Source organism: Vibrio sp. bablab_jr001 (genome assembly GCF_016464285.1).
In the GTDB taxonomy this organism is placed as follows: domain Bacteria; phylum Pseudomonadota; class Gammaproteobacteria; order Enterobacterales; family Vibrionaceae; genus Vibrio; species Vibrio fluvialis.
The window spans coordinates 362,066-377,888 of the sequence record NZ_JACDWZ010000046.1 but is presented as its reverse complement, the minus strand read 5'-3'; the positions used below and the strand labels follow the sequence as shown (position 1 = coordinate 377,888).

17 protein-coding genes are annotated in these 15,823 nt (G+C 50.4%); all 17 read right to left on the bottom strand.

The features are described from left to right. Nucleotides 1-64: 64 nt before the first annotated feature. The 17 genes from JIG40_RS09045 to JIG40_RS08965 all read right to left on the bottom strand — a co-directional run bounded on the left by JIG40_RS09045 (nt 65) and on the right by JIG40_RS08965 (nt 15,781). Nucleotides 65-505, bottom strand: a complete 441-nt coding sequence (locus JIG40_RS09045) for a F0F1 ATP synthase subunit epsilon (RefSeq protein ID WP_020329068.1) — start codon at nt 503-505, stop codon at nt 65-67. Between the two features lie 15 nt (nt 506-520). Then, on the bottom strand, nt 521-1,906 hold the full coding sequence (gene atpD / locus JIG40_RS09040; RefSeq protein ID WP_020329067.1) for a F0F1 ATP synthase subunit beta: 1,386 nt from the start codon (nt 1,904-1,906) through the stop codon (nt 521-523). 22 nt (nt 1,907-1,928) lie between these two features. Beyond that, entirely contained in the window at nt 1,929-2,789 is an 861-nt protein-coding gene (gene atpG / locus JIG40_RS09035) for a F0F1 ATP synthase subunit gamma (RefSeq protein ID WP_020329066.1), read from the bottom strand. Nucleotides 2,790-2,819: 30 nt separating this feature from the next. Further along, complete coding sequence (atpA, locus tag JIG40_RS09030) at nt 2,820-4,355, bottom strand: F0F1 ATP synthase subunit alpha (protein ID WP_024374457.1); 1,536 nt, start codon at nt 4,353-4,355, stop codon at nt 2,820-2,822. A gap of 12 nt (nt 4,356-4,367) precedes the next feature. Then, nucleotides 4,368-4,910, bottom strand: a complete 543-nt coding sequence (locus tag JIG40_RS09025; protein ID WP_199465186.1) for a F0F1 ATP synthase subunit delta — start codon at nt 4,908-4,910, stop codon at nt 4,368-4,370. A gap of 8 nt (nt 4,911-4,918) precedes the next feature. Further along, the gene (locus JIG40_RS09020; protein WP_020329063.1) at nt 4,919-5,389 is read right to left on the bottom strand and encodes a F0F1 ATP synthase subunit B; all 471 of its coding nucleotides are present in this window, start codon (nt 5,387-5,389) and stop codon (nt 4,919-4,921) included. A gap of 44 nt (nt 5,390-5,433) precedes the next feature. Next, nucleotides 5,434-5,670 carry a F0F1 ATP synthase subunit C gene (gene atpE, locus JIG40_RS09015; RefSeq protein ID WP_004727739.1) on the bottom strand — a complete coding sequence of 79 codons (237 nt, stop codon included), beginning with the start codon at nt 5,668-5,670 and terminating at the stop codon, nt 5,434-5,436. Nucleotides 5,671-5,725: 55 nt separating this feature from the next. Continuing rightward, a complete protein-coding gene (atpB, locus tag JIG40_RS09010) occupies nt 5,726-6,496 on the bottom strand; it encodes a F0F1 ATP synthase subunit A (RefSeq protein ID WP_020329061.1) in 771 nt (256 codons plus the stop codon). Beyond that, nucleotides 6,497-6,895 (bottom strand): ATP synthase subunit I, encoded by a 399-nt coding sequence (locus JIG40_RS09005; RefSeq protein ID WP_199465185.1) that lies wholly within the window; start codon nt 6,893-6,895, stop codon nt 6,497-6,499. It abuts the gene before it with no gap. Nucleotides 6,896-7,459: 564 nt separating this feature from the next. Continuing rightward, a complete protein-coding gene (locus JIG40_RS09000; protein WP_104965137.1) occupies nt 7,460-8,176 on the bottom strand; it encodes a carbonic anhydrase in 717 nt (238 codons plus the stop codon). Nucleotides 8,177-8,454: 278 nt separating this feature from the next. Then, nucleotides 8,455-10,512, bottom strand: a complete 2,058-nt coding sequence (locus JIG40_RS08995; RefSeq protein ID WP_199465184.1) for an FUSC family protein — start codon at nt 10,510-10,512, stop codon at nt 8,455-8,457. Nucleotides 10,513-10,517: 5 nt separating this feature from the next. Then, nucleotides 10,518-11,381 carry an HlyD family secretion protein gene (locus tag JIG40_RS08990; RefSeq protein WP_032080039.1) on the bottom strand — a complete coding sequence of 288 codons (864 nt, stop codon included), beginning with the start codon at nt 11,379-11,381 and terminating at the stop codon, nt 10,518-10,520. 8 nt (nt 11,382-11,389) lie between these two features. After that, the gene (locus JIG40_RS08985) at nt 11,390-11,590 is read right to left on the bottom strand and encodes a DUF1656 domain-containing protein (RefSeq protein ID WP_020329055.1); all 201 of its coding nucleotides are present in this window, start codon (nt 11,588-11,590) and stop codon (nt 11,390-11,392) included. 410 nt (nt 11,591-12,000) lie between these two features. Beyond that, nucleotides 12,001-12,348, bottom strand: a complete 348-nt coding sequence (locus JIG40_RS08980; protein ID WP_020329054.1) for a helix-turn-helix transcriptional regulator — start codon at nt 12,346-12,348, stop codon at nt 12,001-12,003. Between the two features lie 231 nt (nt 12,349-12,579). Further along, nucleotides 12,580-13,752 (bottom strand): D-alanyl-D-alanine carboxypeptidase family protein, encoded by a 1,173-nt coding sequence (locus JIG40_RS08975; RefSeq protein ID WP_047459926.1) that lies wholly within the window; start codon nt 13,750-13,752, stop codon nt 12,580-12,582. A 339-nt stretch (nt 13,753-14,091) separates the two neighbouring features. Beyond that, complete coding sequence (locus JIG40_RS08970) at nt 14,092-14,817, bottom strand: amino acid ABC transporter ATP-binding protein (protein ID WP_020329052.1); 726 nt, start codon at nt 14,815-14,817, stop codon at nt 14,092-14,094. Between the two features lie 19 nt (nt 14,818-14,836). Further along, the gene (locus JIG40_RS08965) at nt 14,837-15,781 is read right to left on the bottom strand and encodes an amino acid ABC transporter permease (RefSeq protein WP_020329051.1); all 945 of its coding nucleotides are present in this window, start codon (nt 15,779-15,781) and stop codon (nt 14,837-14,839) included. Nucleotides 15,782-15,823: the final 42 nt, after the last annotated feature.

Below are 15,823 nucleotides of genomic sequence, written 5' to 3'. Positions count from 1 at the left end.
CGAAAACAAAAAGGCACGTCACCAAAAAGTGAACGTGCCTTTTTTATTGGCTTTGCAGTGAAGATTAACGGCGGGCTTGCATGGCCAGCTCTACCGCGCGCAGCTGTGCCAGCGCTTTGGTCAGCTCAATCTGCGCCTGCGCGAAACTGAAATCGTCACCGTGGTGGCGAATGTTCTCTTCCGCGGCTTTGCGTGCCGCTTCTGCGCGAGCCCGGTCGATATCTTTACTGTGCAGCGCGGTATCGGCCAGTACAGTGACGATATCCGGTTGCACTTCCACCAACCCGCCAGAGACATAGAGGATCTCCTCTGGCTTATGCAAGTCACCAACAATACGCGCCACACCCGGTTTGATCTTGCTGATCAGCGGAGAGTGGCCCGGGCGAATCCCGAGTTCACCATCTGCGCCAGCGATGGCCAGGCCATGCGCGGGGCCAGAATACAAGGTGCCTTCAGCACTCACTACGTTGAGTTGAAACGTGTTTTGTGTAACAGCTATCGCCATGTTGCCTCCTGCCAATTACAGCGTTTTGGCTTTTTCAAGCACTTCGTCGATGGTGCCACAGTACAGGAATGCCTGTTCCGGAATGTCATCGTACTGACCATTCAGCAGCGCTTTGAAGCCTGAAATGGTGTCTTTCAGCGGAACGAACACGCCTTTCTGACCAGTAAACACTTCAGCCACGTGGTAAGGCTGAGTCAGGAAACGCTCTACTTTACGGGCGCGAGAAACCAGACGCTTGTCATCTTCCGACAGCTCATCCATCCCCAGAATCGCGATGATGTCTTTCAGCTCTTTGTAGCGTTGCAGAGTCATCTGCACGCGCTGCGCCACATCGTAGTGCTCCTGACCGACGATTTGTGGATCCAACTGACGCGAAGTGGAGTCCAGTGGGTCAATCGCAGGATACAGGCCGAGTGCAGCAATGTTACGAGACAGAACTACCGTCGCATCCAAGTGCGCGAAGGTGGTGGCTGGCGAGGGGTCGGTCAAGTCATCCGCAGGTACATATACCGCCTGGATTGAGGTGATCGAGCCATTTTTGGTTGACGTGATACGCTCTTGCAGCACGCCCATCTCTTCCGCCAATGTTGGCTGGTAACCTACCGCTGAAGGCATACGGCCCAGCAGCGCCGATACTTCGGTGCCCGCCAGTGTGTAACGGTAGATGTTATCGACGAACAGCAGCACGTCACGGCCTTCGTCACGGAAACGCTCCGCGATGGTCAAGCCAGTCAGCGCCACGCGCAGACGGTTACCCGGTGGCTCATTCATCTGGCCATACACCATCGCCACTTTGTCCAGTACGCCAGCGTCTTTCATCTCGTAGTAGAAGTCGTTACCTTCACGGGTACGTTCCCCTACCCCAGTAAACACGGACAAGCCAGAGTGCGCTTTAGCGATGTTGTTAATAAGTTCCATCATGTTGACGGTTTTACCGACACCCGCACCACCGAACAGACCGATTTTGCCGCCTTTTGCGAACGGACAAATCAGGTCAATGACTTTGATGCCGGTTTCCAGCAGCGCGGTGCTGTTGGCCTGCTCTTCATAGCTTGGCGCCGGACGGTGAATCTCGTATTGCTGCTCCTCACCAATCGGGCCACATTCATCGATCGGCTCACCCAGCACGTTCATAATACGGCCAAGGGTTTTCTCACCCACAGGTACGGTAATCGGGCCGCCAGTGGTTTCACACTGAATGCCACGTTTCAGGCCATCCGATGAACCCATAGCGATACAACGTACGATACCGCCACCCATTTGTTGCTGTACTTCCAGCATCAGTGACGAGTTGTTGCCGCCGATGACTTTCAGCGCGTCGTAGACTTTCGGCCCTTGGTTTTGCTCGAATTCCACATCAACAACCGCGCCAATCACTTTGACGATTTTGCCAATACTCATAATAAAAACCTCAAATTTCTCTCTAAACCGCCTGGGCGCCTGCAACGATTTCGCTCAGCTCTTGGGTAATCGCAGCCTGACGTGCTTTGTTGTACACCAGTTGCAGGTTCTCAATCAGTTGGCCCGCGTTATCGGTCGCAGCTTTCATCGCCACCATTCGCGCAGCCTGCTCGCAGGCGATAGTCTCAACCACACCCTGATACACCAGTGATTCCACGTAACGGTGAATCAGATGGTTGAGGATGTCCTGAGGTGACTGTTCGTAGATGTAGTCCCAGCGACTGTTCTGATCACGCTCAATATCCTCTTTCGGAAACGGCAGCAGTTGCAGTACGCGGGGCTTTTGCACCATGGTGTTCACAAATTGGTTGAACACCATATACAGACGATCGATCTTGCCTTCGGAGTAATGCTCCATCATGGCGTTCACGGTGCCCAGCATCTCTTCCAGTTTTGGCTTGTCACCCAGACCCGAAGTCTGCGCGATGGATTTCCCCATCGACTGGAAAAAACCAATCGCTTTTGAACCAATCAGTGTGGTATCCACTTCGACGCCTTTGGCTCGCCAATCCTGCATCTCCGTCAATACCTGCTTAAACAGGTTGGAGTTCAAACCGCCGCACAAACCACGGTCTGAAGAGATGATGATGTACGCCACACGTTTGATTTCCCGCTCTTGCAGGAACGGATGGCTGTACTCCAGCGTGCCGGATGACACGTGGCCGATCACTTTGCGCATGTTGATGGCATAAGGACGCGATGCTTCCATGTTGTCCTGTACCTTGCGCATTTTGCTCGCGGCCACCATCTGCATCGCACTGGTGATCTTCTGGGTATTCTGAACACTGGCAATCTTGGTGCGGATCTCTTTCGTATTTGCCATAAAGGCCTCCTACTGAGTGATGCAATGCCCTTATTGCAGTGCCATGAACGCTTCCATCAGCGCAAACAACTGGCTTTCGATTTCGCCGTTGTAATCGCCGGTCGCGTTGATGGTTTGCAGCAGTTCTGCCGCGTTTGCACGCGCGTATGCCAGCAAATCGTCTTCAAATTTGGCGATGTCATGCAGCTCAATGTTGCTCAGGAACCCTTTCTCGGCAGAGAAAATCACCACCGCTTGCTCGGCCACACTCATCGGTGAGTACTGTTTCTGCTTCATCAGCTCCGTCACTTTCTCACCGTGGTCAAGCTGACGACGCGTAGTCTCATCCAAATCGGAAGAAAACTGAGCAAACGCCGCCAGTTCACGATACTGCGCCAGTGCAGTACGAATACCACCAGACAGTTTCTTGATGACTTTGGTTTGCGCTGCACCACCGACACGAGAGACCGAGATACCCGGGTCAACCGCCGGGCGCAGGCCCGAGTTGAACAGTTGGGTTTGCAGGAAGATCTGACCGTCAGTAATCGAAATCACGTTGGTCGGAACGAACGCTGACACGTCACCCGCTTGGGTTTCAATGATTGGCAGCGCCGTCAATGAACCGGTTTTGCCTTTCACTTCACCGTTGGTGGCACGTTCTACGTACGCTTCGTTCACGCGAGCTGCACGTTCCAGCAGACGGGAGTGGAGGTAGAACACGTCGCCCGGGAATGCTTCACGGCCTGGTGGGCGTTTGAGCAGCAGGGAGATTTGACGATACGCTACCGCTTGTTTAGATAAGTCATCGTAAACGATCAGTGCATCTTCACCGCGGTCACGGAAGTATTCACCCATGGTACAACCGGCGTAAGGTGCCAGGTATTGGAGCGCCGCCGCTTCAGAAGCAGAGGCCACCACGATGATGGTGTTGTCCAGTGCGTTGTGCTCGTCGAGTTTACGAACCACGTTGGCAATGGTTGACGCTTTTTGGCCAATTGCCACGTAGATACATTTCACACCCAGAGATTTCTGGTTGATGATGGCGTCAATGGCCATCGCGGTTTTACCCGTTTGACGGTCACCGATGATCAGCTCACGCTGACCACGACCGATTGGCACCATAGAATCCACGGCTTTGTAGCCAGTTTGAATCGGCTGGTCGACCGATTTACGGTCGATAACACCCGGTGCAATCACTTCGACGGGTTCCATGCGATCGAACGTGATCGCGCCTTTACCGTCGATAGGTTGACCGAGCGTGTTCACCACACGACCCAGCAGGCCGTTACCTACTGGCACTTCCAGAATGCGGCCGGTGCCTTTCACTTTCATGCCTTCGCACAGGTCCGCGTAAGGGCCCATGACCACCGCGCCGACCGAGTGACGCTCCAGGTTAAGCGCCAGTGCAAAGCGGTTATCCGGCAGTTCCAGCATCTCACCTTGCATCACGTCAGACAGACCGTGAATGGTGATGATACCGTCACTGACAGAGACAATAGAACCTTCGTTACGTGCTTCGCTTTCAAGGTCGAAGTTGACGATACGCTGTCTGATTAATTCACTGATTTCGTTTGAATTTAATTGCATTTCTTTACCCCATTACACATGTAGGTTGGTCGAGAGGCGGCCGATATTGGCGATGACGCTGCCATCAAACACGGTTTGGCCGGCTTTAATCACCACACCACCTACCAGGGATGGATCCAGTTGTTGTTCCAGCGTGATGGTTTTGCCAAAGCGCTGCGTTAATGCTTGAGTAAGCTGCAATGCTTGCTCATCATCCAGCGGCTCGGAGGTACACACTGTCACATTCATGGTTTGTTGGAATTCCGCCATATACTCGCGGAACTGGCTCAGGACTTCGCTCAGCGCTTTTAACCGACGATTCTCTGCCAGTACTTTCAGAAAGTTCTGAAAGTACTGGTTCATAAACTCACCGCCCACTTGCAGCATCATCTCCAGCAGCGGCTGTTCAGAGCTCTCTTCGTCCAGCTCATTGAGCATCAGAACGGTGTTGGGTTGAGTCAGAATCATCTCGGCGATGGTCAGCGTTTGCTGCCATTCGTCCAGCGCGTCGGTTTCTTTGGCGAAATCAAACGCGGCTTTGGCGTAAGGTTGAGCGACGACAGTTAAGTCAGACATGCGTCCTCCTACATTTCACTGATGAATCGGTTCACAAGATCGCGATTCGCAGTGCTGTCGAGATTGCGGCTGATTAGCTTGCTGGCGCTTTCGATCACCAGGTCGGCCATTTCCGCTTTCAGTTCCTGACGCAGGCGGTTACGTTCGTTATCGATTTCCGCCTTGCCCTCCGCAATGATGCGGTCTTTTTCTTGTCTGGCGAGTTCCACCGCTTCAGCGACCAATTGGTCCTGACGCTGCTGACCTTGCGCAATGATGGCCTGCGCTTTCTCGCGCGCTTCGGCAATCACGGTGGCACCGTTGGCTTTCGCCAGCTCAAGTTCCTTTACGGCTTTCTCTTTCTGAGCCAGACCTTCAGCAATTTCGGCGCGGCGCTCATCCAACAGTTTGACGAGTGGTGGCCAGACGTATTTCATGCACAGCCACGCGAAGATCACGAACGAGATCGCTTGGCCGAGCATAGTGGCATTGATATTCATAGCACCCTCACATTCATAACGTGTTTTTGACGATTAATTTCGAATTACGCTACGGCGAAGATGATGTACAAACCGATACCCACACCAATCATTGGTACCGCATCCACAAGACCCATCATGATGAAGAACTGGGTACGAAGCATTGGGGTCAAATCAGGTTGACGCGCGACACCTTCCAGATATTTACCTGCCAGGTTACCGATACCTGCGGCTGCACCCGCGGCACCTAAACCAATCAATAGTGCACCGGCTACATACAGAACTGCGCTAACGATATCCATAACAACTCCTAGAATTGAATCAACAAGTTAAAATTAAATAAATTTGAGAAATAAATTAGTGGTGTTCTTCTACTGCCATACCTAAATAAACTACGGTCAAAACCATGAATATGAAGGCCTGAAGAACAACGATTAAAATATGGAATAATGCCCATGGAACACTTAATGCCCACTGCATCCACCACGGCATTAATGCGATCAGGATAAATATCATTTCACCTGCGTACATGTTGCCGAATAATCGCAAACCTAATGAAATAGGTTTTGAAATTAACGTTACCAGTTCTAACACAAAATTAACTGGATATAACAAAGGATGAGAAAAAGGTTGCGTAGTTAACTCTTTAATAAACCCTTTAATTCCTTTGTTTTTTAACGTATAGAAAATCACTAAAGCAAATACACCGAGTGCCATAGACATCGTAATATTCACGTCTGCAGACGGTAGATCTCTAAAGTGACCAATCCCCAACATTCGAGTGATAGCTGGAATAAAATCAATCGGTAATAAGTCGATTGCGTTCATCAGCAATACCCAAACAAATATCGTCAGAGCCAGCGGGCCAATCAACTTGTCTTTGGCCAGAAAAATCTCGCTGACAATGTTTTCGACGAATTCAAAAATCAATTCGATAAAACATTGGAAACGGCCTGGTACTCCTTTGGTTCCTTTGCTGACTGCAAAGCGGAACGCCAGAATGAAGGCAATTCCCAGAACCCAAACCATGATCATGGAATCGATATTGATGCCTGACCAACCCTCGCCAGAGGTAAGAAAGGTCAGGTGGTGCTCAATGTATTCATGAGCCGATTGAACCTTCTCCATCTATGCTTTCCTTTCGGCCTTGTCCTTAAACATCGGCGTGAAGAAATGCCCGAGCATTGTCACACTGAATGCAATCAAGACCACTATGTTGCGCAGAGCCATGAATCGAAAGGTCAATACAAACATCAGGATGGTGTATATCACTTTGATGTTGCGGCTTAAGTTCATTAAGTCGCGTAAACTCTCCGTGGGTTTGAACTTCGATTTAATGGACGCCAGTAACATTCCGATCAAGGACGGCACCACGGCGATAACGACACCGGTGAACGCAGACTCTGCGCTTAACGTTCCATATCGAAAATACTCGAATCCAATGAATAACAACCCTAAGAGCGTCTGAGCACACAGTATCCTCTTGCCTGCCACCATAATGGCATTGCTGGTACTACTTGCTTCCATAAACCACCTTGTTAATTAAAATTACAATTTATTCTGATAATTAAAATTCACAAAAAGTCCTTATTAAGTTTAATTTAAAATATCCTGATAATTAAATTTCACAGAATTAAATTCAGATTGATAATTATATTTCACAGAATAAGAATAACTCGGGATAAACAACCTTTCCCTCGAGTCCAAAAAAATATACACCCATAATTCGAAAGGTTTGAATCCCAAAAAGCTGAAAATTATCATTCCATTTTTGAAGGTGATATTTATTTGTTTTTCTCAATTTTTGGGGATAGATTAAAAAGCAAGTTTGTACAGCAATGCAGACATAGCTCTATCACATGGATTGTGAACCCATCGGCGCGAGTTATTATGTGTTGGTAATATGAACCCAAATAAAAGCTAATTTTTTTGATTTACCAGAATCCCACTCTAAACACGTTGTTTAGAGTGGTTCTTTTTTGTTCGGGATTTATTATATCGCAGTTAATTTAAACAAATTTTAAATAACCCCGTTATTTTAATTAACGAGGTTATTCATTTTTACTCTTATTTATTTTATTTTTAGTGCGACTAGTTGCTTAATATCACTCGGGCATGGTGAGGCTGAACGGGTCGGTTGTTGTGTCCCATCACTTGCATCAGTGATTGATCCTGCTGCGCAGAGAGCACCTGCGGTTGTTTAAGTACAAACCAACGTACCCCTTCGCTGCACGGTGGTGTGGTCAGCGATCCATTAAATCGATAATAATCATTCAGTTGTGGTAGCAAATCGTTGACCGGAAATGTGTTACTCAACAGCTGGGACTGACCTTTTTTCGGCAATGTCTGAGTCAGTTGGCTTAGTGCGGAGTTCTCTTTACCAACCTCGAACATCACGGCTAACACCGCCAGATTGCCCTCGGCATCGGCGTTAACAAAATGTGCTTCCAGCGGGTATTGATGCCCCTTAATCAGGTTCTCTGACGGAGTGTGAAAATGAAACTGCTGCAACGTGAAGGTTTTACCATCCACACTCAGCGTATTGTTGCCACTGACGCTAGCCTGCAACGTGTGGCCATTATTGATCAGAGAGGTCACCACACCGGCATAATGCACAGCTAAAGGCGCCAGTTGTGCCTCAACTGCGTCATCAATATTAACCGGGCTCTGGTTCACACCAGCAGCGCATACCGGAGATATCGCACCCCAGTGTTCAGGCCCGTGAGCACCTTCGTACCCCCACTCAGACGCTTGTACATTTGCCGCGCACAGCGCGCTTACTGACATTGCCAACCATAATTTTTTCATCATTTTTCCTTGCAGTTGTTTGTTCGCACTCGATACCCAGTTCACCGTCACAGTGAACGCTGCATAGTAATGACCCTTTTCAATCTGGGTGTATGCTGAAAAATTAGATTGATGCCGGAAATTGGAAGGGTGTTCTCAATGCGCGCACAAGCCAAGCATGATGGGGACGCCTTGTTTCATTAACCACCTGTTTTATCAGTAGAATTACGTGCTACAAGCATAAAAAAGGCAGTGCCGGAGCACTGCCTGAGTTCACTTCCCTGTGGGACTTAATCTTGTCACTGAGCCTGATTCTCGGCGATGGTTTGGGCGCTGCGCTCGAAGGTCATCGCCAGGCGCTCAAACATCCCTTCCACCACTTCAAATTGACCTTTCGGTAGATTCTCTTCACGCAGCGCTTGCAACAGTGCATCACTGACTTGGCTGAGCCGACGTGTCGTTTTGCCTTTAGAACAGAGGAAGAAGGCATCCGCCAGCGCCTGCTGCCAGTCATCAAGCATTGTTTCTACCTTGCTGCTTTGCACCCCTGAGATTAAACGGCGCAGACGAATCGATACATGCCCCAGATTAAGCCCCGTCAACGCTAAATCCGTGATGTCACGCGTGCGACTGGCCATGCTTTTGTCGTAGGTAGCAATGCGCAGCAAGCGGTCCCCCATTCGGGCGTTAAACCAGTGATCCGGCGCGGGATGAGACATCAGCTCTCGCAAATCCTTTTGCGTTGCGCGCATCAGGCGGTGTTGCATCAACTGAAGCCCAGGGCCGGTAATCATCTTGAACATCCAGTACAGCACCGTCACGCCGACAAAAATCGACAGCGCGTTGCTGAGCGTGGAATCAATCGAAAACGAACGCGTCATGTTGTTGCTGGGGCTAATCAAGATGGTAAACGGAATGCAAAAGCCAAGGCCGTATGGCAGAGTCGGACGGTTCGCCAGCGCCAGCAAACCAAAGAAATACGGACCAGCGAGAATCATCACCAGCAGCTCATAATCACCACTGCTTTGCGCCAGCAAACCAAGGCCATAAAAAATCGCCACGGGGACCGCGATCATCACTCCCATTAGCAGGCGTTGCAGCACTATCATCAATATGGTGAGCGGTAAGCGCGCCATCATGATGGAGAAAGTCACCGGCAGGATCATCATCATCAGCGCGGCACTCGAGCCCGTTCCGACCCACACGCCAGCACCCACAGAAAATACCACCATGGTGCGCAGGCCAGTCGTCAATCCCACCAGCGGGTCTTTGTAGGGCTTTAGATTCGGTGCATTGAGCAAGACCGGCTCTTTGCTGATCAGCGCGTTATACCCTTTCAGGATCATCACCAGATCGGCACTCAGTTCCAGCGAGACTTTCATCAACCGAGATTGTAACGGCGTGAGGTCGACAGCCTGATTGCTGTACACCAACTGACGGCGGCGCAGTGACTGAGCCAGTTTGTAGCACGCTTCATAATCCGTTGTGGCCTGCATGCGTCTGAAGCTTTCGCCCATTTCCGCCATCATCTGCGCCAAATCATCGCCGATCAGTTCCGAGTGTTTGCGTTGCAGACGACCAAAAATCTGAATCACCGCAAGCAGCGACAGTGTTTTATTGCAAATCAGGCTGGCGGCTTTACTCTGTCCCGGGCCTTCCGGACCTTCGTATACCACCGCGCTCAAGTCATCGCTCATCACCGCAATCGATTCCAGGATCGCATCAATGTGCTGATGCCGGTTTTCGTGGGATCCCTCTTTGTCCAGTTCCAGACTCAGATAACTCAGCGTTTGGTTGATGACATTGCGCGCATGAGTGCGCAGGCCATCTTTTACTTCCATCGGAAAGATCAGTTTACTCACCAACGCCGCGCAGATAGCACCGACGATGATTTCGCTCACGCGCGCCTGAGCGACTTGAAAGATGGTCTGACTGCTGGCGGTCGACGGCGACACCATCACCAGCAACACAATCAGACAGGCGGTAATACCCGCCATCGCAAAGGCGTAAATGAAATTGGTACGACGTACCATTGCGCCCATACCGGAGTTAAAACCCAGCCACAGCACAAGCAAAGGCAGGGCAATTTCCGGATACGGCGCAAACCAGTTGAGAATGGCAATCCCGACGATACCCCCGACCAGCGTACCGACGATTTGGCACAAACCTTTTTCGATAACCAGACCGCCTTCCGGACGGATTTGCAAAAACACCGCCGACACCAGCGCCCAGTAAGGACGATCCAGATTGAGGAACATGGCGATATACAGCGACAACGCCATCGCAATGACCCCTTTGATCGCAAACAACACCGCCCGTTTATCCGGCATTAACAAGCTGTTAAGTAACACACCCATGGGCTTTACTCAGCTTCTTGCAGATAAATGGAGACCGTCATCCCGGCGCTGATGTTGATGCCTTCCGGCAGCGGATCCAGTTTGATATCGACCGGAATACGCTGTGCCAGTCGCACCCAGTTGAAAGTTTGTTGCACCTGAGGCAACAACTGCCCGTTGCTGCTGGTGTTGCTGTCGGCAATCGCTTTGCCGATGCTCACCACAGAGCCCGTCAGCGGCTCACCGCCGCTCATCAGGCTAATCTTGGCTTTCTGCCCCACTTTGATCAGCGGAAGTTTGGTTTCTTCGAAATAGCCGGTCACGTAGAACGAATTTGTTTTGACCAGCGAAATCACCGAACTGCCCTGGCTGACGTAGTTGCCTTCACGCAAATTGAGGTTAATCAAGGTACCGTCGGCCGGCGCGTGAACCTGAGTACGGTCGAGGTTGATTTGCGCGCTGTTCAGCTGCGCTTTAGCGATATCCAGACTCGCTTGTGCCAGTTCGGTATTGATGCGCGCGCTTTCCACTGTCTCTTCACTGATCAGTTTTTTATCGGTTAACTGCTGGCGGCGATGGTACTGATGGCGAGCCAAATCGAGTGAATATTGTTTATTTTCAACCTGCGCGGTCAACTCTTTGATTTTGGCCTGATAACGGGTGTCATCAACACTGAAAATCAAGTCGCCTTTTGTCACTGGTTGGTTATCTTTCACATTGAGTGTTTTCACCCAGCCGGAAACATCCGGCGCAATGGTGATCACTTCGGCGCGAATGCGTCCGTCGCGTGTCCAGGGAGAATAGAGGTAGTGGTTCCAGACCCAATGGCCAGCAATGACGGCAATAATGACCACCGCCAGAGTCAGCGAAATTCGAAATAATTTTCCCATGCGCAACATTAACTCCCGAAAAAATGAACAACTACAGCCAGATAACAAACAAACAGCCCCACTTCGAACCAGGCGGCTTTCCACAGCAGATGGTAAACACCCGTTGTATGCAGCACGAAGCGGGTCAGACAGGAAAGAATGAACGCCATGGGCACAAACACCACCAACGGACTGAACAGTAAGCCTCCCAGTGCTAATTCTTCAAACATAACGAAATAATCTCAATGGGTTAGATTAGAAGTATAGAACAGCAGAAATCAGAATATGGAACGAAGAATGCGGAGTCAGCGGCGACGTGCAGCGTGGCAAGCAGAGCGGCGGGCTCTTTGCCTTAGCCGAAGTCTCTACGTTGTGCAGCAAGCATCAACGCAATGATGACTAAGGAATTTCAGGAAAGAGTCCGGCAACAAAAAGTAAGACGGTTGAGCGTAACTAAACTGACGGCTGGCGACTGTTTTTATTCTAAGTTTGGTCTTAGTTTGCGCCAGCGTTTCTTTCCGGACAAGCACCAATCAGGACGCACACTCGTGACGACAAAGAAAAAATCGTCACTAATCCGGTGACAAAAAAACCGGGCAGATCCCGGTTTTGTTCTTCATATCAGAAGCCTACGCGCTGCTCATCGTGCCAGATGCGTGTATTCAATAATGACCTGATTACCATCAATCAGAACACGCTGAATTTCACCATCGACCGTGACGCGGTTTTGCAGGTGAACCAGATGCTCACCCGAGATGAACTTATTCTTCAGCGTCGGCAGCACGTTATGTGGCTCCACATGCAGTTGCTGACAAAACTTAGTAACAAACGCCATCGTCAGCGGTGCGTTGCCACGCAAAATGTTTGAAAACTCGACCTGACTGACCCCCAGTCTTTTGGTCATTTCCATCTGCGTCAGATGCATTTTTGCTTTTTGGGACATCCAAACATCGTACAGAGCAATACGATCCTCTGGGCCAAATTCCATTGTGTTTCCTCAATTCATCACCTAATGCTATGAAAATGACAAAAACCCATAAACCGTATGTCAATCGAAAGTGAGTTTCTGTCCAAGATTTCCCACAGTCCATGGTTATGGAAGCCAGATCGCCACCAATGTCATGCTCAGGTTGATGAAGAAACAGTCAGTCGACAACGCGATTGCGCAAGCAAAAAGGCCCGCAAAACGCGGGCCAGTCTTTACCTAACTCTCAGATTGCTATGCAAACAGGCTGGCGAACAAACGCTTCACCCAATCCATTGCCTGCTTGAACCAACTGCCGGTATCAACACTTTCCAGCGCAATCAACGGCGCTTCGCCCACTTTACGTTGGTCAATCTGATAAATCACTTTGCCGACCACGTCACCCTGCTCAATGGGTGCTTTAAGTTCACCGTCAAGTTCAATCATCCCGCTCAGCTGTGGCAGTTCGCCTTTCATCAAAGTCAGGTAGGTGGTTTGTGCGACCCCAATCGGCAGGTCATCTTTATTCCCCATCCAGACCCGCGCCGTCTCAATGGTCTCGCCCGCTTTGTGCGGCGCAACCGTATCAAAGAAGCGGAATCCGTAACTCAGCAGTTGTTTACTGTCCGACTCCCGGCTCTTCATGCTGTTGGCTCCCATCACGGCGGAGATCAAGCGCATATTGCCGCTGGTTGCAGACGTCACCAAACTGTAGCCCGCACCGCTGGTATAACCGGTTTTCATGCCATCAACGTTCATACTCCGATCGCGCAGTAGGCCATTGCGGTTGTACTGAGTAATACCGTTGTAGGTGAACGACGTTTCGCTGTAGATAGGATAGATGTCCGGCAAATCACGAATGATCGCTTGCGCCAGCTTCGCGATGTCGTAAGGCGTGGTGTAAAGGCCGTCGCTATCCAATCCATGAGGGTTGGTAAACGCGGTATTGCTCAGCCCTAAACGCTGCGCCCAGGAGTTCATCAGATCGACAAACGCATTTTCAGAGCCCGCGACGTGTTCGGCAATCGCGACACTCGCGTCGTTGCCCGACTGCACAATCAGACCGCGATAGAGATCCATCATGTTGACGCTGGTGCCAACCTCAATAAACATTTTCGATGAATCGGGGAAATTCTTGGCCCACGCTTTCTGGCTGATGGTGACTTGATCGGTCGGTTTGATGTTGCCGCGTTTCATCTCCTGACCCGCGACATAAGAGGTCATCAGTTTGGTCAGGCTGGCCGGGTTCATTTTTTCATTGGCGTTGTGTTCCACCAATACCTGTCCGGTGTTGTAGTCAATCAGCACATAGCCTTTGGCCGACAATTGAGGTGGGTTGGGAACAACGACCGGCGCCGCGGTACTCATGGTAGGAAGTAAAGACATACAGGTCGCGGACAGCGCGACAATTAATCCAGTTTTTTTCATATCCCGCATCCAAGAATCACAGAGTGTAAACCCAAAAACTCCAAGTAGTGCGTTTTGCTCCTGTCTGGCTGACGACATAATGCCGATTCAGGCCAGCTCACAGCTTGAATTCGCTCAGCTACTTGGGCGTGCCAGTATAGCGAAGCGGCGCAGTGCCACGCGTCATCTTTACTTACTCTTACAGAGGTGTAAATGATCGTAACAAGGCCATGAACTCAAGCAGCAAGCATGAGCCAATCTGGACACAAATTCAGCGCAAAGAGCCAAAAACTGTGCTTTGCTTAACAAAAAACCGAGCCTTGTCGAGGCTCGGTTTGTCAATAATCCACGAGAAAATCGTTACAAAACTTTCGCCAGGAACTGCTGCAAGCGTGGATGATCCGGACTGTCGAAGACCGCTTTCGGGTTGTCATCCACCAATAGCTTACCGTCTTCCATAAACAGCACTCGATCCGCCACTTCACGGGCAAAGCCCATTTCGTGAGTCACGATCACCATGGTCATGCCCTCTTTTGCCAGTCCTTTGATAACGTCCAGTACTTCACCCACCATTTCCGGGTCAAGCGCGGATGTCGGTTCATCAAACAGCATCAGATCCGGCTTCATCGCCAGCGCGCGGGCAATCGCCACACGTTGCTGCTGACCACCCGACAAGTGCGACGGAAAGTTATTCATGCGATCTTCCAGACCGACGCGCTTGATCAGTTGCTTGGCGTCCGCTTCCACTTCGGCTGTCGGACGCTTGGACACTTTCAGCGGTGCCAGCATCACGTTCTGTAGCGCGGTCATGTGTGGAAACAGGTTAAAGCTCTGAAACACCATGCCGACGTTCTGGCGCAGTACGTTTATGTCTGTGGTTTTGGCGTACATGTCGAAACCATCCACAATGATGGTGCCGGAAGAGATCTCTTCCAACTGGTTCAGCGTACGCAAAAACGTAGATTTGCCTGAGCCTGACGGGCCGATGATCACCACCACCTCGCCACGTTTAACCGTAGTTGAGACGGATTTCAGCGCATGACAGCCGTTTGGATAAAATTTGTCGACGTTGTTGGCGTACACCATATCGACGCCATTGTATTCACTAGTCACTGGCCGATAACCTCTTCTCTAAACGTTGAATAGCCCAAGACAGGGTACCGGTCACCAGCAAATAAAGCGCTGCGACGGTAAACCACACTTCAAACGGAGCAAAACTGCCACTCACCACTTCACGACCCGCTTTGGTCAGATCGGTGATCGAGATAACCGATACCAGTGACGAGTCTTTGATCAGGTTGATGAACTGACCAGCCAATGGCGGCAGTGTGCGTTTCAGCGCCTGAGGCAAAATGACGTAACGCATCGCTTTCGGATAAGTCATACCGAGCGAGCGCGCCGCTTCCATCTGCCCATTCGGAATCGCCTGAATACCCGCTCGGACGATTTCAGCCACGTACGCGCCAGTAAATACCGACAACGCGACCACGCCCGCGGTAAAGCGATCGAAATCCAGAACCGTACCGATAAAGAAGTAAACGATGAAGATTTGCACCAGTAGCGGTGTGCCACGTATCAATTCAACGTAGGTTAACGCCAGATTCCTTGCGGTCTGATTTTTGGCGACCCGCATCAGGCCAAAGACCAGGCCCAGCAGAACGGCAAAGATCAGAGAAATAAACGAGATTTCAATGGTTACCCAAAGGCCATGAGCAATCGGCCCGAACTTCCATTCATTGAGTTTGGCAATGGTGTCACCCTGAAATACCAGGTCACCCTCACCAACCATGAGTTGTGTGTAATTCTCGATAACTTGAGGCGAATTCTGCCCTTCAAGTGCAATGACTAATTGACCATCTTTGATCGATGCGGTGCCGTCACCCATTGCACGAATTTCCTGCATTTCGGTGTTAACGACGTATGGCCACAAACGATCCCAGTGCCAGTTGTAATTGATGCTGCGTCCGGAGAAATAAACCGCTCCCACCAGCAGCACCATGATCAGCACATAAATGGCGTGTCCGACCAATTTTGAGGATTTTGACTGCATCACTCAGATTCTCTTTATTCTTTTGAATGAACCGGGCAACGG